The organism is Fuchsiella alkaliacetigena, assembly GCF_023227765.1.
In the GTDB taxonomy this organism is placed as follows: domain Bacteria; phylum Bacillota; class Halanaerobiia; order Halobacteroidales; family Acetohalobiaceae; genus Fuchsiella; species Fuchsiella alkaliacetigena.
In genome coordinates this window covers 1-16552 of sequence record NZ_JALKBZ010000048.1, presented here as the reverse complement: position 1 = coordinate 16552, position 16552 = coordinate 1, and the positions used below count along the sequence as shown (strand labels likewise).

Genomic DNA, 16552 nt, shown 5'->3' with positions numbered 1-16552 from the left:
AGTATATCAAAATATAGATAGATCTTCAAGCGTTTTTATAACTTTTATATAGTTTTTGTTAGTATTTTAACAACTTTCACAACCTCCTTAAGAGTACTTTCTTTAGTTTATCATAGTTTAGCTGTTATTTTCAATAGCAAGTGAATGTTACTTAAAAAAAGCATAGATTTAAGGTATAATATTATATAGCAAAGGGGGCAGTTTATTTTGTTAGATTATCAGCAATTATTAATAAAAGTTAAAAAGTGGGTTCGTGAAGTGGGGGACTTACAGTTAGCAAGCTTGGGTAATCAGCAGTTGATCGATACTAAGTCTACTCAAGCTGACTTGGTAACGGAAGTTGATAAAAAATCGGAAGAGATACTAATAAATAAAATCAGAAAATATTATCCTGAACATTCTATTTTAGCTGAAGAAGGGGGAGGCAGTCAGGAGGGCTCTGATTACTGTTGGATAATAGATCCTTTGGACGGTACCAATAATTATGCGCATGGCTTTCCTATTTTTTGTATTTCTATAGCTTTAGAGCAGCGAGGAGAGACAGTTTTGGGAGTGGTTTATGTACCTACTTTAGAACAGCTTTATTGGGCCCGGCGTGGCGAAGGAGCTTTCTTAAATGGAGATAGACTTCAAGTAGCCGGACAGGAGGAGTTGGGTAGGGCCCTATTAGCCACTGGCTTTCCTTATGATAAAGATAGTGACCCTCAAAACAATGTAGATAATTTTGCTCAGTTAATTACCCAGGTGCGCGGGATTCGACGTAGCGGCAGTGCTGCTTTCGATCTTTCTCAGGTAGCTAGCGGAGTTTATGATGGATTTTGGGAGTTGAAGCTAAAGAAATGGGACTTAGCAGCAGGAGCTTTATTAGTACAGGAGGCCGGAGGAAAGGTGTTGACTTTTGAAAACGAGAAGGGAATTAATATTATAGCAGCTAATCAAAAGATGGTAAAGTTATTATTAGCGGAGCTTAATTATTAGTTTAGCAGGTGGTTTAGGGGGCTAAAGGATGTTAGCAGAGGAAGTAAATCTAGAACTTTTAGATATAGCAATAGAGGAATATTTACAGTTTAAGGCTGTCAAGCGTCATCAGCGCGAATATGACTTCGATAAAAAGTTGTATTTTAGCTATGAGGATGAGTTGTGGGTAAATTTAAAAAAGTTATTACTTTGGCAGTCCCAAGACTATTCTTTGGAAAAAGCAAAGGATTATCTGTATAGCTTTTTAGCTGAATACTTTGTTACAGAAGGCTATGCAGAATCTTTTTCGGAAACTGAGTTACAGCAGTTTATCTTTGCAATTGGCCAGTATAAGGAATTAGAGTTTAAGCTGTTGCTGCGTTATTTACATCGTTTTTCCTGTCGTTTACATGATTATCAGCACCATATTTCTAGCTTTATTGAAGCTATTGCTAACTTAGATGAGGGGTACTTAGCTACTGAACGGAACTTAGAGGGAGAATCAGGGGTAGTTAAGGAGCTACAGGCCCGAGTTATTCAGCTGCTTTTTGAGCAGTGGAGCTTGAGTTTAGAGCAGTTGGAAAATTTAAAGGAAGAAATAAAAAAAGAGTATCAAAAGCAGAGCTTAAAGCCTTATACCGATAATTTTCGTTTATTATTTGGTATTTACTATAACTACTATAAAGAGCAGCTTCGTTACTGTTTGCATAGGCTTTTGACTATTTTAAAGAGCAGTCAGCCTTTGGTAGACTGTAGTTTTGCTGAGGGTAAAGTAGTTGACTTTTTTGGTAGTAGAAATTTGGGAGCGACCGATTGTTGGTTAGCTCTTTATCCTCAAGCTAAGACTTCGCATCGTCGGGCAGCGCAGTTATTTATGAAGATTAGTTTGGAGGGAGTTGAGTATGGCTTAAACTTAGGTAGCGAACTGGAGACAGAGGTAAATAGCGATTTAGATTTGGAATCAAGTTTGGATAATTTGAATTTAGAGCAGGTACTGGCTAAATTTCAGTCTGTATTACCTAAGTATAGACAGGTTAATGATGAAGTAGAAATGAATCAGGATACTGGTTCTTCTGGTCAAGGAGAGTTTGAGCCAGTTAACTATGATAAAAAGTTGTTGACTGTGGATTTTAAAAAAGAACTGAACATAGATGGACTATACTTTCCCAATTGGGATTTTATTAAGCAGCAGATTAAGGCTGCCTTGCAGAATAATAAGCATTTACTTCTTTTAGGTCCGCCGGGAACTGGAAAATCTAAACTGGCTCGTCAGCTTTGTCAAAATTATGGGGTGGACTTTAAACTGGTGACTGCTAACTCTGATTGGTCTACCTTCGATACTATTGGTGGTTATCGTCCCGATAAGGAAGGTCGGCTTTACTTTGATGCAGGTCTTTTTTTGGAATGTTTTAAGGATAGAGAAACAGCTCAGCCTCAAAATCAATGGCTGATTATCGATGAATTGAATCGAGCCGATATCGATAAAGCTTTTGGTTCTTTATTTTCAGCTTTAACTGGAGAAACTGTTACTTTGAGCTTCAAAAATGAAAAAGAGCAGAATATAGTTCTTAAGCCGCAGCCTAAAGCAGAGAAATTAGAAATTTTAGCACATCAGTATTTAATTCCAGAGGATTGGCGATTGATTGCTACTATGAATACTTTTGATAAAGCTTCGCTGTATGAGCTAAGTTACGCTTTTATGCGACGCTTGGCCTTTATTTCCGTGCCGGTGCCCAAAGAAATTAATGAAGATTTATTGCAGGAGTACTTACGGTGCTGGCAGTTAGAGGACTCTGGATACATAGTTGAAGTAGTTCAACTGTGGCAGTTGATTAATCAGTGGCGGCAGGTGGGCCCGGCGGTGATAGAGGATCTTTATCGACATTTAGTAACTACTCAGGGTGATTATGCCGGGGGCTTGATGATGTATGTTTTGGCTCAATTGGAAGGCTTACTGGCTAATCAATTAGAAGTGCTGTTTCGGGAGTTAATTAGCTTAGAATTTATAGAGAATCCAGAGCTATTACTGGATTTTGCTGAAGACTACTTTGGGTTGGAGGAGTTAACAGATGCCAGAGAGAAGTAAGGAGTTAATGGAAGATGTAGCTGAGCAATTAATTATTTACCTCCAAGCTGGTTATTTAAATCCTAACTCCTTTATTAAGCAGTTGGAGACTGGGATTGTAGACTTTATACAGCTACTTAAGCTACATTTTCTGTTAAAGGAAGAGCTTAGAAGCTTTGTTAGAGAGTTGCCGACTCGGTTGAGAAGTTTGCAACTTTCCACTAAGCAGTTTAAGCGCTTATTAACTGGGGAGATCAGAGGGAAGATTGATTGGCAGCAGACCTTTAAAGAGCGGGCCCGGACTAACTATGGAGGTGCAAAGCGTTTTGTCTGTCAGCAAAGCCATAAAAACTATAGTACTCAGGAGAACCTAGTGCTCAAAGAGTTATTAACAGTATTGCAAGGGATAGTTACTCAAGAGCTTAAGCAGTCTGACTATCAGTGGTTAGCTCATTGGCAGGGGGAAGAAGGCTTAGTTCAGATTTTAGAGGAACTTTATTTGCAAAATATTTATCTAAGTAGAATTAACAGTGGAAAATTGTCGCTTACTCAGAGGATGATTGCTGATGTCAGTCAAAGTCGTCAACCTCTTTATCGTCAGGCAGCAGAGTTATTGGGCTTTTATCGGCGCTTGGTGAATCCTCAAGGATGGACGGCCCGAGATAAAGCAGAGGTTAAGCAGTTATTGGGGCAGACCTTTATTCAGCCTCAACAGGAAGAAGTTTTCTTTGAGCTGTACTGGATAATTAAGTTTTTAGCAGCTCAGCAAGCCGAAGTTCAACTTTATCCAATTACTAATGGTAGTAATTTAGTAGCTAAGTGGAGTAAAAATAGTAAAGACTATTTTCTTTATCATAACTCTACTGGCTCTAGTAATTTAAACTGGCGAGTAGACTTGGAAGAGATAGAGCATAGTCAGCTACCTTATTTACAGCGTAGGGGTAGGGCTCATAAAAAAAGCCAGTTTTGGGCTGCTCAGATTTTCGATAGTCAAATTAACGATATTTTTTGGCAAGGTCGACCTGATCTGCTAATAGAAGTGATAGACACTAAGAGTGGTAATTTGAAAAAGGTAATTATCGGTGAAGTCAAGTATACCGATAGGATAGCTACAGCTAAGCAGGGTTTGCAGGAGTTAGCTGATTATTTGGAACTGCTCAAGGTTGAAGGTCAATACTTAGAAGCGGAGCTGGAGGTAGAGGGAATTCTATTTTTGGATAGAGTTAAAATAGAGAGTAAGCAGGTGGGGAATATCGAAGTTTATGTAAATTAAAGTGTAATTAATAGTTAATAGTTGAATGAAACAATATTGGTATATTGTTTCGTTGAGTGTAGGAGGCCAAATGGATGTTTAACGCTAGAAAAGTTTATTTTAGTACTTCTAAAACTCATTTCCACTCAAATAAAAGCAAGCAAATTTTAATTAGGAAAATTTGCTAAACCAGCTTTTATTTGAGCTCCAATTCGTCAAGAAGTACTAAAAAATAAACTTTAATGTCGCTTATAAACATCCATTTGGCCGTGCTGATAACGAAACCTGCAAGTTGATATGTTTCAAAGAGCGACTCTGAGAATAGCCCGGAGGCAAGGATGCCGGGAGGGCTATTCTCGAGAGTGAAGGAGGCAGGACGCCGACTGAACGGCAAGTGGTTGAAACATATTAACTAGCTCAGGCTTTAATGATTATATCGTCAACGCAACATTAGAATGATATTGTTTTGTTTTTAGAACTTAACTATATATTATTAATTGTTCTTAATAAGAAAGGACTGATAAAGCATGGTAATAGGACTCTGCACAGTAGAATTAAGAGTACCAATGAGCAATTCCTTAAAGCATAAAAGAGGAGTAATCAAAAGCCTGATTGCTAAACTAAAAAATCGCTTTAATATTTCCGTAGCCGAAATAGAACAAAACGATAACTTGAAGTTAGCTACTATCGGTATTGTAACTATCAGCAATCAGCGTCAGCAGGTGGAGAGAAGCTTGGAAAAAGTAGTTAGATTTATTGAAGACTTCAATGATATTTATTTATTAAAGGATACTATGGAATTAATTTAAACTTGGAGGTGCATAAATAATGCGTACTTTTGTAGCTATCGATTTAGAGGATCAGCAGATTAAAAGAAGACTGATAGAAGTACAGCAGCAGTTGAAGACTTTGGAAGCCGGAAAGATAAAACTGGTTGATCCGGAGCAGTTTCACTTAACCATTAAGTTTTTAGGGGAAGTAAAAGAAAAACAGTTGCCAGAGATAAAAGAGATTTTAGAGGGGTTGGCTAGTTTTCCACGACAGCAGTTGTTAGTTAAAGGAATTGGTGTTTTTCCGCATTATGGATACATAAATGCAATTTGGGCCGGCTTAGAGTGCAGTTCTACTTTAGAGAAAATGAAATCTCAACTGGAAAAGGAGTATGCAAAGTTAGGATTTGCTCGTGATAAATATGATTTTACTCCTCACTTTACTTTGGGTAGAGCCAAAAAGGTTTGGGCTAAAGAAGAGCTAGTAAGTACTTTAAAAGAGTTAAAGACAACAGAGTTTGGAGTCTTAGATATAAATAAGGTTAAACTTAAACAGAGCACCTTAACTCCTCAAGGACCTATTTATGAAACTATAAGTGAAGTAGAGCTAGCAGAAGAAAATAGGAACTAGTAAACTTCTTAAGCTTAAAGCTGAAAGTACTTATCGTTGAACATTATCCTTAAAATTAGAGAATTACTCTTGACATTTGCAAATAATAGAGATACAATTATATACAACACACCCCTCGGAGGGGGAGGGAATAAAGAGAGGTGGATTAAAATGGCAACTTATCAAAAGACTAATCGAGTTTTTAATAGAATTCGCAAATTTTCATGGCTATTAGTACCTATAATTTCTTTAGGCGGACTTTATTATCCCCGTTTGGGTTTATTGGTAATTGGAATTATGTTAACAGTGATGGTGACAGGCTTTTTTAACGGCAGGTACTTTTGTGGTAAACTCTGTCCGCACGGTAGTCTCTACGATGTACTTTTAATGCCTATTTCTTTATTTAAAGGGATACCGGCTGTTTTTACTTCTAAAATTACGAAATGGCTCTTTTTTATATTTTATATGGCTATGTTTATCCGCAGATTAATAGCTGTGTCAGGTTACTGGGGAGAGTTAGTATTTATCGATAGGCTAGGATTCCTTTTTGTGACTATGTATCTAGTGATGCCCACTATTGTCGGTATCTTATTAGCTATCTTGATTAATCCTAGAACCTGGTGTTCTATCTGTCCGATGGGAACTATTCAGACTATAATGAATAAGCTGGGCACTAACTTAGGACTTAATAGTAGTGCTGACCAGCAGGTTACTATTTCTGCTCTAGAGGACTGTTTGGAGTGTGGTCTTTGTGCTAAGGTCTGTCCGATGCAGTTAGAACCTTATACTAATTTTAATCAACAGGAGCAGTTTACAGATTCAGAATGTATAAAGTGTCAAACCTGTATTGAGAACTGTCCGGCTGGCGCTTTGAATTTTGACTCGCGAATTGATCCCGGAGAGTTTATAGAAGAAGAGACTATTGAAGGCTAATGCCCTGCTTTTCTAGTTGATTTGTTCTTTTATAGATAAATTGTTGCGATTTGCGCAACAGTTAATAGTGTATAGTGAACAATGCATAGTTAAAGACCTAGACCATTAAAAGATTAAATTCAAAACCTATTTTGACACAGACTAAGTTCTGACAAAAATCTGACTAAAGTATAAAACTTTAAAAGAATTAAAGAACTAATGATTTTAAGGTCTAGTCAGAACTTAGTCAGATTTTAGTCAGTGTCAAACTGCTCTTGATCTTGACTTTGAACTTTAGCACTGCAACCCTAGCTATTGAAGCTAGGGTTTTTTCTTTTTTACTATACTTCTTTTGAAATAAGATTAACACTTTCAATAATACCTGAATATAATGTGGTAGATTAATCTTAGTAAAGGAGTGAAGCTATGTATTATTTTTATGATGATGAAGAGCAGAAGAATGTTCAGGATCATGTTCAGGATCATAATGATTATCAGCACTATGATGAGGAATACAGTCCTCATTGTGTAGGTACATGTCTTAGATGCCGCTGTCCTCACAATTCTAACCCCTATCGAGTTAAACCAGGGGATACTCTGCGGGGATTAGCCAAAAGATTTGAGACCACAGTTAAAGCTATTAGCAGAGTAAATCCTAAAATCAATCTTGATCCCTTGCCAGTAGGCCGAATAATCTGTATTCCTCGACCGCGTTTTCCGAAAATATGTCCGCGGGGTACCATACTTTATAAAATTCAACCTGGCGATACTTTCTTTAACTTAGCAAAAAGATTTGGAACTACAGTAAAAGCCATTAAGCGAGCTAATCCAGGAGTTAATCCTAGAAACTTACGAGTAGGGCAGATAATTTGTATTCCTAAGCGCCGAAAGCCAGAAAAGTGCCCGCGAGGAACCTGGGCTTATGAAATTAAATCCGGCGATACCTTCTTCAGACTAGCAAAAAGATTTGGAACTACAGTTGAAGCTATTAAGAAAGCTAATCCTGGAGTTGATCCCAGAAACTTGCAGATAGGCCAGATAATCTGTATTCCTAAGCGTCGTTTTGGTCACTATGACGATTACTATGATGATTACTATGACGACTACTATGATCGTTTTTATGAAGAGGAGTCTGATTCAGAAGAGAGTGTTGATGCTGGAGAGGCTTCTTTGCAAGGTCATACGAGTAGCTGCGATTGTAGTGGAAGTAGCTGTGATTGTGGTCGACCGCGTCCACCTAGACCGCCGAGGCCACCGAGACCACCAAAGCCAAGACCACCAGCGCCACCCTGTCCAGAAGGGACGAGGGAGTATACGGTTCAGGCAGGAGATACCTTCTTTAGATTAGCACAGAGATTCGGGACTACAGTGGAAGCAATTCAAGAAGTAAATCCGGGAGTTGATCCTAGGAATTTACAGATAGGTCAGGTAATCTGTATTCCAGAAGAGCCACCGGCACCGCCACCACCAAAGCCACCGCGACCACCGAGACCGCCAAAGCCGAGACCACCAGCGCCACCCTGTCCAGAAGGGACGTTTGAATATACTGTTCAGGCAGGAGATACCTTCTTTAGGTTAGCGCAGAGGTTTGATACTACAGTAGATGCAATTCAAGAAGTGAATCCAGGGGTTGATCCTAGGAACTTACAGATAGGTCAGGTGATCTGTATTCCAGAAGAGCCACCAGCACCGCCACCACCAAAACCACCGCGACCGCCAAAGCCGAGGCCACCGAGACCACCACGTCCACCTAAGGACTGTTTTAGTTCTTTAGATGAGGACTGTGCTGAATTTGAGGAGGAAGAGTCTGATTCAGAAGAGAGTGTTGATGCTGGAGAGGCTTCTTTGCAAGGTAGTCATGATCGTCGTCGGCCACCAGCACCGCGCCCGCCTAGAAGGTGTCCGCAAGGCACCAGAGAGTATACTGTTCAGGCAGGAGATACCTTCTTTGCTTTGGCGCAGAGATTTGGGACTACAGTAGCTGCGATTAGAGAAGCAAATCCTGGAGTTAATCCAGATCGTCTTCAGGTAGGCCAGGTAATCTGTATTCCCGATGGACCACCAGCACCACCACCGGAAGACTGTCCGCGAGGTACTAGAGAGTATACTATTCAGGCAGGAGATACCTTCTTTAGTTTAGCGCAGAGATTTGGAACTACAGTAGCTGCGATTAGAGAAGCAAATCCTGGTGTTAATCCAGATCGTCTTCAGGTAGGCCAGGTAATCTGTATTCCCGATGGACCACCAACACCGCCACCGCCGGAAGACTGCCCGCGAGGTACTAGGGAGTATACAGTTCAGGCAGGAGATACCTTCTTTAGTTTAGCACAGAGATTTGGAACTACAGTGGATGCGATTAGAGAAGCAAATCCTGTAGTTAATCCTGATCAACTACAAGTAGGGCAAGTAATCTGTATTCCTAGAAATTAAAAATTCAATATAACAATACTTTTAGAAAGGCTTCAGAACTTCGGTTCTGGAGCCTTTTTACTTTTTATGTTAGCTTTTTTGTAGGTAACTATAAATTTTAAGTTAAATGCTTGACAAAGATTATTAACCCCTTTATAATTAACATATAACTTACATAAACATAACATAGAATTAGAAAGAAGGGGTAATTATGTTAAGTATAGGTCATTTAACGGGGATGTTGATTTTATTATTGGGGGTATTGATAATTAGTGTATTTTCCATTAAAAAGGTGGATTCGATTTCTGAATTTATTGTAGGTAGCCAGGAAGTGGGAGCAGGGATAGTAATGGGTACTATTTTGGGAACCTTAATTGGAGGCACTTCTACTATTGCTACGGTACAGCTAGCTTATCAATCCGGTTTAAGTGGAATTGCTTTTACTTTAGGAGCAGGATTGGGCTGTATTATTCTCGGACTCTTCTTTACTAAGACCTTGCGAGAGGCGGAAGTGGAAACGGGCCCGCAGTTTTTAGTTAAGGCTTTTGGTAGCAAAGCCGGGCCCCTTTCTAGCCTCTTTATTTCTCTGGGTACCTTAATTAATATAATAGGTAATACTTTAGCAGCAGTTGCTTTGTTAACTTCGGTTTTTGGTTTGGCACCTGCTTTGGCGGTGGTATTGACCGGAGGTTTAATTATTGCTTATGTCTTTTTTGGAGGGATTCAAGGTTTAGGTTTAATGGGAATTGTGAAAAGTATTCTTGTTTATTTGGTAATGTTATTGGCTGGGATGACAGCCCTTAGATCTGCTGGCGGTTTAGCTGGCTTAGGTCTAAGTTTGGAGTTGCAGTCTTTAGTTCAACTTTTTGAAAGGGGGATTAGCAATGACCTCCTGGCAGTAGGAGCAGTTATTGTAGGAGTGCTTTCAACTCAAACCTATTTACAGGCTGTGTTTATGGGTAAAGATGTCCGTACTAGTCGAGTGGGAACTATTACTTCTGGTTTGTTAATGATTCCTTTGGGGCTGATTGGTACTTCGGTAGGACTTTATATGCAGCTTAATTACCCGGGCATAGATAGTAGTCAGGCTTTACCAATCTTTATTTTGGAATATTTTTCTCCTGTGCTAGCCGGTGTTATTTTAGCAACTTTGTTGATAATGGTTATTATCACTGGAGCTGGATTAACTTTGGGAGTTAGTACTATTTTCAGTAGAGATATTTATGGAAAGCTAATTAATCCAGGGGCTACAGATAAAGAAAGTATTAAGGTTTCCAGATTAGCTATTTTAGCAATAGTAGGCTTTAGTTCTTTATTTACTTTAGGTAATGTAGGGACGGTGATTATGGAGTGGAGCTATTTATCCATGGCCTTAAGAGGAGCGGCTATGTTCTTACCATTCTTGGGGGCCGTATTTTTTAATCAAGAGATTAGCCAACGGGCTGGAGTTTTAACTATTGCTATAGCTCCTTCAATGTCCTTGCTGTGGGCTATATTTTCTCCGGTTCAACTTGACCCGCTCTATATAGGTCTTTTAATTGGATTAATCATTCTAGGTAGTAGTTTTTTGAACTCAAAATACAAGTACTCTTTGAGTGAAAATTAAAATAGGGGGGTAGGTTATGTTAAATAAAGACTATCAAAAAATTAGTGAGCAGTTACAGCGGTGGATTAAGGAGCGAGTTGAAAAAGCAGGCTCTGAAGGGGTGGTGATTGGCATATCAGGGGGTATTGACTCTTCGGTGGTAGCTGTATTGAGCAAGAAAGCCTTGCCTAAAAATACCTTAGCTTTGATTATGCCTTGTGAAAGCGATTCTCAAGATCGGCTAGATGCTCAGTTAGTAGCTGAGCAGTTTAGGATTCAGTATCGAGTGATAGATTTAGAAAAAACCTTTAGGACTTTGCTTAAGGCTTTGAGAAAGAAGGAGCAGGCAGGAGAAAGTAGGTCTAAGTTAGCCGTGGCCAATATTAAGCCTCGTTTGCGAATGACTGTACTCTATTACCATGCTAACTTATATAATAGTTTAGTGGTAGGCACCGATAATCGCAGTGAGCTTAAGTTGGGTTATTTCACTAAGTTTGGTGACGGGGGGATTGATTTAGCTCCTTTAGGTAATTTGGTTAAGACTGAAGTTAGAGAGGTAGCTAAAGTGCTGGGGATTCCCGAAAAGATTATCCATAAAGCGCCTTCGGCAGGGCTGTGGGCCGGACAAAAGGATGAAGCAGAGATAGGATTGAGTTATGAAGAGATCGATCGTTATATTTTAACCGGTCAAGGTAGTGAAAAGACTAAGCGGATAGTTGATCGTTTGGCAGCTCGGAATCGACATAAGCTGGAGTCAGCTCCGATTCCGAATTTTTAAATAGCTACCTATGTTAGTTATATGTTATATTTTATAAAAAAGCACTTGATTTATTTCGGTATTTGGTCTATAATTAACACCAAGATAACATAAAGTTAACATAAACTTTGGGAAAGGGGGCTAATTAGTAGCAATTTAGCAAAAGATATTATAAAGAATAAATTTTTTAAAAAAGCAATTAGGAGTGATTAAAGTGAAAAAGAGATTAGTTTTCTTGTTGACTATCGGTTTAGTCTTAGGTGTTTTTTCAGCAACGGCTTTAGCAGAGCCTACTGCAGCTAGTAATGCTGTGGCAATCGATACTATTTGGGTTCTAATAGCTACAGTGTTAGTCTTCTTGATGCAGGCTGGTTTTGCGATGGTGGAGGCTGGCTTTACTCGAGCTAAGAACGCAGGTAATATTATTATGAAGAACTTAATGGACTTTTCTCTAGGTTCCTTGCTTTATTGGGCTGTTGGTTTTGCGTTTATGTTCGGAGTAGGTAATAAGTTTATCGGTTTGGAAGGTTTCTTTTTACAAGGAAGCTTTGAACACTTAGGTTTGGATATTCCGATTACCGCTTTTATGATCTTTCAGACGGTTTTTGCTGCTACGGCGGCTACAATCGTTTCGGGAGCTATGGCTGAAAGAACTAAATTCAGTGGTTATATAGCTTATAGTGTAGTGATTACTGGAGTTATCTATCCGATAGTTGGTCACTGGATTTGGGGTGGTGGCTGGTTAGAAGCTTTAGGAATGGTTGACTTTGCTGGTTCTACTGTAGTTCATTCAGTAGGTGGTTGGGCTGCTTTGGCCGGGGCAATTGTATTGGGCCCTAGAGCCGGTAAGTATGATGAAGATGGCTCGATAAATGCTTTACCTGGTCATAATCTATTGATGGCTGCTCTAGGTGTCTTTATCTTGTGGTTTGGCTGGTTTGGTTTTAATGCTGGGAGTAGTATTGCCGGTACTGACTTAAGCATTGCTGATATTGCAGTAACTACTAATTTGGCTGCGGCAGCCGGAGCAGCTTTGGCGATGATTACCACTTGGCTTAAGCACGGTAAGCCTGATGTGAGTATGTCCTTAAATGGTGCTCTGGCAGGCTTAGTAGGTATTACTGCTGGTACGGCTAGTGTAAGTAATGTAGGGGCAGTGATTATCGGGGCTTTATCAGGAATACTAGTAGTTTATGCTGTAGGCTTTATCGATAGAAGGTATGTAGATGATCCAGTAGGAGCTATAGCTGTGCACGGAATCTGTGGTGCTTTTGGTACTTTGATGGTCGGTTTATTTGCTTTAGATGGAGGTCTCTTTTACGGAGGAGGTCTTAGTCTGTTAGGAGTGCAAGCAATAGGAGTGATAGGAGTAGCTATCTGGACCTTTGTCACTGCTTTGGTATTATTTAAGGTGATTGATGCTGTGATCGGTTTAAGAGTTTCTGCTGCTGAAGAGCAGGAAGGCTTAGATATAACTGAACACGGTTCTGTTGCTTATCCGGACTTTGTACCGTTGCACTGGAAGAGCGTTACTGTTAGCAAAAAAGAAGAATAGAGGGGTGTAAGCATGAAAAAAATAGAATGTATCGTCAGACCGGGCTGTTTGGATGAGTTGATAGTGGTAGTGGAGAAGTTTGGAATTACTGGCTTGAATGTAACTCAGGTTGCTGGGTATGGAAGCCAAAAAGGGTCTAAGAAGACTTATCGTGGTGTAGAGTACGATGTTAAGTTGAAGGAAAAGTTAAAAATAGAGATAGTAGTTGAGGAAGAACAAGTGGAAGAGCTCTTAGATAGTATAATTGAAGTAGCTAGGACTGATACTGTAGGAGATGGGAAAATATTTATTTCTCCTGTTGAAGAGGCGGTGAGGGTGAGAACTGGGGAAAGAGGAACGGAAGCTATTTAAAGAAGTGGATAGTTTGATTATGTGAGGAAGCTCTAGAACTTCAAGTAATTATGAAGTTTTAGGGCTTTTTTATAGTTGTTAAAGGTTGATTGTTGATAATTTAATTTCAAAAAATAATTTCGTTACTAGAATACTGGTATATTTTTTTATTCAAATGATAGAGGACAAAGGATAGATAAAGTTCAAAAGATTAAAATCTACTGGACACAGACTAAAATCTGACTAAGTTCTGACTAGACCTTAAAACATAAAATCAAAAAAATAAAATCATATTAAGATTAAGCTTGAACTAAAGCTTTAGCTTTTATTCGTGTTGATTGGTGCTCATTCGTGGTTTCAACAGGTTTTAAGGTTTTATGTTTTAGTCAGATTTTGTCAGAACTTAGTCTGTGTCAAATAGAATTTAAACTTTATCTTTTGATCTTAATTTATCCTTTATCCTTTATCCTTTATCCTTTATCCTTTATCATTTATCATCTGTCCTCTGAAACAATAGAACGATAAAGTTCTATTATTTACTGCTTAATCCCAAAACTAATTTTTACAATGAGAAAACTGATTTTATGACTTGCAAATTAACTGGAAATATTATATAATAATATAAAATGAAAATAGATTTTATATTATGAAAAGATGATCTTTGAGGAGGTTTAGGCAGATGAAAAAATATTCAGTAGTTATGTTGCAAGTGGTATTGATGCTCTTATTTATTTCTTCGACGGCAATAGCAACGGAAGGAGCTGTAGAAGAACTCATAATTAATGTCGATACGATGTGGGTTTTATTAGCCGGCTTTTTAATCTTCTTCATGCAGGCCGGATTTGCGATGGTGGAAGCAGGCTTTACTCAGGCTAAGAATACCGGGAATATTATTATGAAGAACTTTATGGACTTTTCCTTAGGTTCTTTGGTTTATTACTGTTTTGGTTTTGCGATTATGTTTGGGGTTGGTAACTCCTTTTTTGGGAGTAGTGGTTTCTTTTTACGAGGGAGCTTTGAACACTTAGGATTGAATATCCCAGTAGAGGCTTTCTGGTTTTTCCAAGCTACCTTTGCTGGGACAGCAGCTACTATTGTTTCGGGAGCTATGGCTGGGAGAACTAAGTTTGAAGGTTATTTGCTTTATAGCATAGCAATTACCGGTTTAGTCTATCCAGTAGTAGGTTACTGGATTTGGGGCGGCGGTTGGTTATCGGGAATGGTCGATTTTGCTGGCTCTACCGTGGTTCATTCTGTAGGAGGCTGGTCGGCTTTGGCGGGGGCTATAGTTTTGGGCCCGCGTTTAGGCAAGTATAATGAAGATGGCTCTAGTAATGAAATGCCCGGACATAATATCTTAATAGCCTCCTTAGGAGTCTTTATTCTCTGGTTAGGCTGGTTTGGCTTTAATACAGGCAGTACAGTTGCAGGTACTGACCTAAGTATTGCTAAGATTGCCTTAACTACTAATTTAGCAGCGGCAGCCGGGGCAACTACAGCAATGATTAGTAGTTGGATTAAAACTGGACACGCTGATGTGTCTATGACTATTAATGGAGCTTTAGCTGGCTTAGTAGGGATTACTGCTGGAACTGCTGCGGTTAGCAGTGTAAGTGCCATAGTAATTGGATCTCTTTCCGGAGTATTGATGATTCAAGCGGTGAGCTTTATTGATGGTTTAGGTGTTGATGATCCCGTAGGAGCAGTTTCTGTACACGGAGTCTGTGGAGCTTTTGGTACTTTAATGGTTGGTTTATTGGCTCAGGAAGGTGGTTTCTTATACGGGGATGGCTTAGATCTGTTTTTGATTCAGCTGCGGGGAGTACTCAGCGTAGCGGCCTGGACCTTTATTACTGCTTATCTGATTTTCAAATTAATTGATCTATTAGTGGGGCTTAGAGTTTCAAGTAGTGAAGAGCAAAAAGGCTTGGACTTAGCTGAACATGGTTCCGATTCTTATCCTGACTTTGCAGCTTTGAGTTTGGATAAAATTGAACAGGTGCTGGTAGGTTTGAATCGGATGGCTGAGGGTGATTTTAGTCTGAGGCTGGATACTACTCATGACGATGGGACTGGACTTTTTAGCACCTTTAATCGGACAAATGAACGGATTAGTTCTTTGTTAAGTGAACTGACGATTTTAGTTGAAGAGCTATCTACTGCCAGTCAAGAGCTTTTTGCTTCGGCTCAACAAGGTGATTCAATTACTAGTGAAGCGGTGGGAAGTGTTGAGGCTATGGCTGATAGTATTAAGCAGATTTCAGCTAGTAGTCAAAATGCTACTGCTTTGGCTGAGGAGACTAGGGCTCAGACTGAGAGTGGGAGTAATGATTTGCAAGAAGCTATAGCTCAGATGCAAGAAATTAATAGTTGTATTGATCAAGGGGTAGATTTAATTAAGCAATTAGATAATAATTCGGAAAAAATTGAAGAGATTATTGAATTAATTACTGATATTGCTGAACGGACTAATCTTTTATCGCTTAACGCTCGTATTGAAGCGGCTCGAGCTGGTGAAGCAGGTCAGGGCTTTGCAGTAGTAGCGCAGGAAATTAGGGAGTTAGCCGATAATACAGCTCAAGCTGCGGAGAGAATTTCTAATTTAATTACGGAGACTCAAACTAAGTCTAAAGCTAGCTTGCAGGCAGTTAAAAATGTAGAAAAGAAAGCTCAAACAGGTAAAGAAATAATTGAAGATGCTGGTCAAGCCTTTAATGAGATAGAGGAGTTTACTGTCAATACTTCGGTTAATATTGAACAGACTTCGGCTGATGCTGAAAAGTTAGCTGCTAAAAGTGAAAATATTAAAGAAGGTACTACAGATATTGATCAGCTGTCCGAGAAGATCAGCTCTTCGGCAGAAAAGTTAGCTGATATGGCTCAGAGAATGCAAGGGGTGATAGCTGAATTTAATGTTTGATAAATTTTATTTAATAAAACTAGATTGTAACATATAAAAACTCCTGACATATACATATAATATAGTGTACTGAGCTATACTGTCAGGGGAGGTTAAATTAATGTGTGGAATTGCTGGTTGGGTAGATTGGGCTAGAGATTTACGGCCACAAAGAGAGATTATAGAAAAGATGGGCCAGGTTTTAGAATCACGCGGGCCCGATGAAAAAGGAGAGTGGTTGGCTAAAAGAGCAGGCTTAGCTCATCGGCGTTTGATAGTGATCGACCCTGAAGGCGGTAAGCAGCCTATGCAGCGTAAGTATCAGGGTAATACTTATGTGTTAGTTTATAACGGTGAACTATATAATACTGTTGACTCTTTCTATGCAACTAATTGTAACTTATTTCCATCAAGGTCTAAAGTGTCGTAAACTTGTTCTATAGGAATTCCT

General features: G+C 39.2%; 13 protein-coding genes and 1 pseudogene. All 14 read left to right on the top strand.

Annotated elements, in window-relative coordinates; translation table 11 throughout:
• Positions 1–207: 207 nt before the first annotated feature.
• The 14 genes and pseudogenes from MWH30_RS11440 (at position 208) to MWH30_RS11380 (ending at position 16531) form a co-directional block, all read left to right on the top strand.
• Positions 208–978: an inositol monophosphatase family protein gene (locus tag MWH30_RS11440; RefSeq protein ID WP_248664223.1), complete on the top strand. Its 771-nt coding sequence runs from the start codon at positions 208–210 to the stop codon at positions 976–978.
• 28 nt (positions 979–1006) lie between these two features.
• Positions 1007–3043, top strand: coding sequence for an AAA family ATPase (locus MWH30_RS11435; protein ID WP_248664222.1), 2037 nt, complete (start codon positions 1007–1009; stop codon positions 3041–3043).
• Positions 3027–4295, top strand: a complete 1269-nt coding sequence (locus MWH30_RS11430; protein WP_248664221.1) for a hypothetical protein — start codon at positions 3027–3029, stop codon at positions 4293–4295. Before MWH30_RS11435 ends, MWH30_RS11430 begins: the two co-directional genes overlap by 17 nt.
• Positions 4296–4801: 506 nt before the next feature.
• Positions 4802–5083, top strand: coding sequence for a DUF503 domain-containing protein (locus MWH30_RS11425; protein WP_248664220.1), 282 nt, complete (start codon positions 4802–4804; stop codon positions 5081–5083).
• A 19-nt stretch (positions 5084–5102) separates the two neighbouring features.
• Complete coding sequence (gene thpR, locus MWH30_RS11420; protein ID WP_248664219.1) at positions 5103–5675, top strand: RNA 2',3'-cyclic phosphodiesterase; 573 nt, start codon at positions 5103–5105, stop codon at positions 5673–5675.
• Positions 5676–5825: 150 nt separating this feature from the next.
• On the top strand, positions 5826–6587 hold the full coding sequence (locus MWH30_RS11415) for a 4Fe-4S binding protein (RefSeq protein ID WP_248664218.1): 762 nt from the start codon (positions 5826–5828) through the stop codon (positions 6585–6587).
• Between the two features lie 405 nt (positions 6588–6992).
• Positions 6993–8996: a lytic transglycosylase gene (locus MWH30_RS11410; RefSeq protein WP_248664217.1), complete on the top strand. Its 2004-nt coding sequence runs from the start codon at positions 6993–6995 to the stop codon at positions 8994–8996.
• A gap of 190 nt (positions 8997–9186) precedes the next feature.
• Positions 9187–10581 carry a sodium:solute symporter family protein gene (locus MWH30_RS11405; protein WP_248664216.1) on the top strand — a complete coding sequence of 465 codons (1395 nt, stop codon included), beginning with the start codon at positions 9187–9189 and terminating at the stop codon, positions 10579–10581.
• Between the two features lie 16 nt (positions 10582–10597).
• The gene (locus tag MWH30_RS11400) at positions 10598–11338 is read left to right on the top strand and encodes an NAD+ synthase (RefSeq protein ID WP_248664215.1); all 741 of its coding nucleotides are present in this window, start codon (positions 10598–10600) and stop codon (positions 11336–11338) included.
• A 193-nt stretch (positions 11339–11531) separates the two neighbouring features.
• The gene (locus MWH30_RS11395) at positions 11532–12872 is read left to right on the top strand and encodes an ammonium transporter (RefSeq protein ID WP_248664214.1); all 1341 of its coding nucleotides are present in this window, start codon (positions 11532–11534) and stop codon (positions 12870–12872) included.
• A gap of 12 nt (positions 12873–12884) precedes the next feature.
• Positions 12885–13223 carry a P-II family nitrogen regulator gene (locus MWH30_RS11390; protein WP_248664213.1) on the top strand — a complete coding sequence of 113 codons (339 nt, stop codon included), beginning with the start codon at positions 12885–12887 and terminating at the stop codon, positions 13221–13223.
• A gap of 658 nt (positions 13224–13881) precedes the next feature.
• A pseudogene (locus tag MWH30_RS13985) lies at positions 13882–15180 on the top strand (ammonium transporter); the annotation flags it as partial.
• 42 nt (positions 15181–15222) lie between these two features.
• Entirely contained in the window at positions 15223–16122 is a 900-nt protein-coding gene (locus MWH30_RS13980) for a methyl-accepting chemotaxis protein (protein WP_372494170.1), read from the top strand.
• Positions 16123–16222: 100 nt separating this feature from the next.
• Positions 16223–16531, top strand: coding sequence for a hypothetical protein (locus MWH30_RS11380; protein ID WP_248664211.1), 309 nt, complete (start codon positions 16223–16225; stop codon positions 16529–16531).
• Positions 16532–16552: the final 21 nt, after the last annotated feature.

Bases quoted from the DNA above. Each gene is read 5' to 3' on its own strand.
- MWH30_RS13980 (WP_372494170.1), top strand. From the start codon at position 15,223: ATGGCTGAGGGTGATTTTAGTCTGAGGCTGGATACTACTCATGACGAT.
- MWH30_RS11405 (WP_248664216.1), top strand. From the start codon at position 9,187: ATGTTAAGTATAGGTCATTTAACGGGGATGTTGATTTTATTATTGGGG.
- MWH30_RS11410 (WP_248664217.1), top strand. From the start codon at position 6,993: ATGTATTATTTTTATGATGATGAAGAGCAGAAGAATGTTCAGGATCAT.
- MWH30_RS11390 (WP_248664213.1), top strand. From the start codon at position 12,885: ATGAAAAAAATAGAATGTATCGTCAGACCGGGCTGTTTGGATGAGTTG.
- MWH30_RS11425 (WP_248664220.1), top strand. From the start codon at position 4,802: ATGGTAATAGGACTCTGCACAGTAGAATTAAGAGTACCAATGAGCAAT.
- MWH30_RS11400 (WP_248664215.1), top strand. From the start codon at position 10,598: ATGTTAAATAAAGACTATCAAAAAATTAGTGAGCAGTTACAGCGGTGG.
- MWH30_RS11435 (WP_248664222.1), top strand. From the start codon at position 1,007: ATGTTAGCAGAGGAAGTAAATCTAGAACTTTTAGATATAGCAATAGAG.
- MWH30_RS11380 (WP_248664211.1), top strand. From the start codon at position 16,223: ATGTGTGGAATTGCTGGTTGGGTAGATTGGGCTAGAGATTTACGGCCA.
- MWH30_RS11430 (WP_248664221.1), top strand. From the start codon at position 3,027: ATGCCAGAGAGAAGTAAGGAGTTAATGGAAGATGTAGCTGAGCAATTA.
- MWH30_RS11415 (WP_248664218.1), top strand. From the start codon at position 5,826: ATGGCAACTTATCAAAAGACTAATCGAGTTTTTAATAGAATTCGCAAA.
- thpR (WP_248664219.1), top strand. From the start codon at position 5,103: ATGCGTACTTTTGTAGCTATCGATTTAGAGGATCAGCAGATTAAAAGA.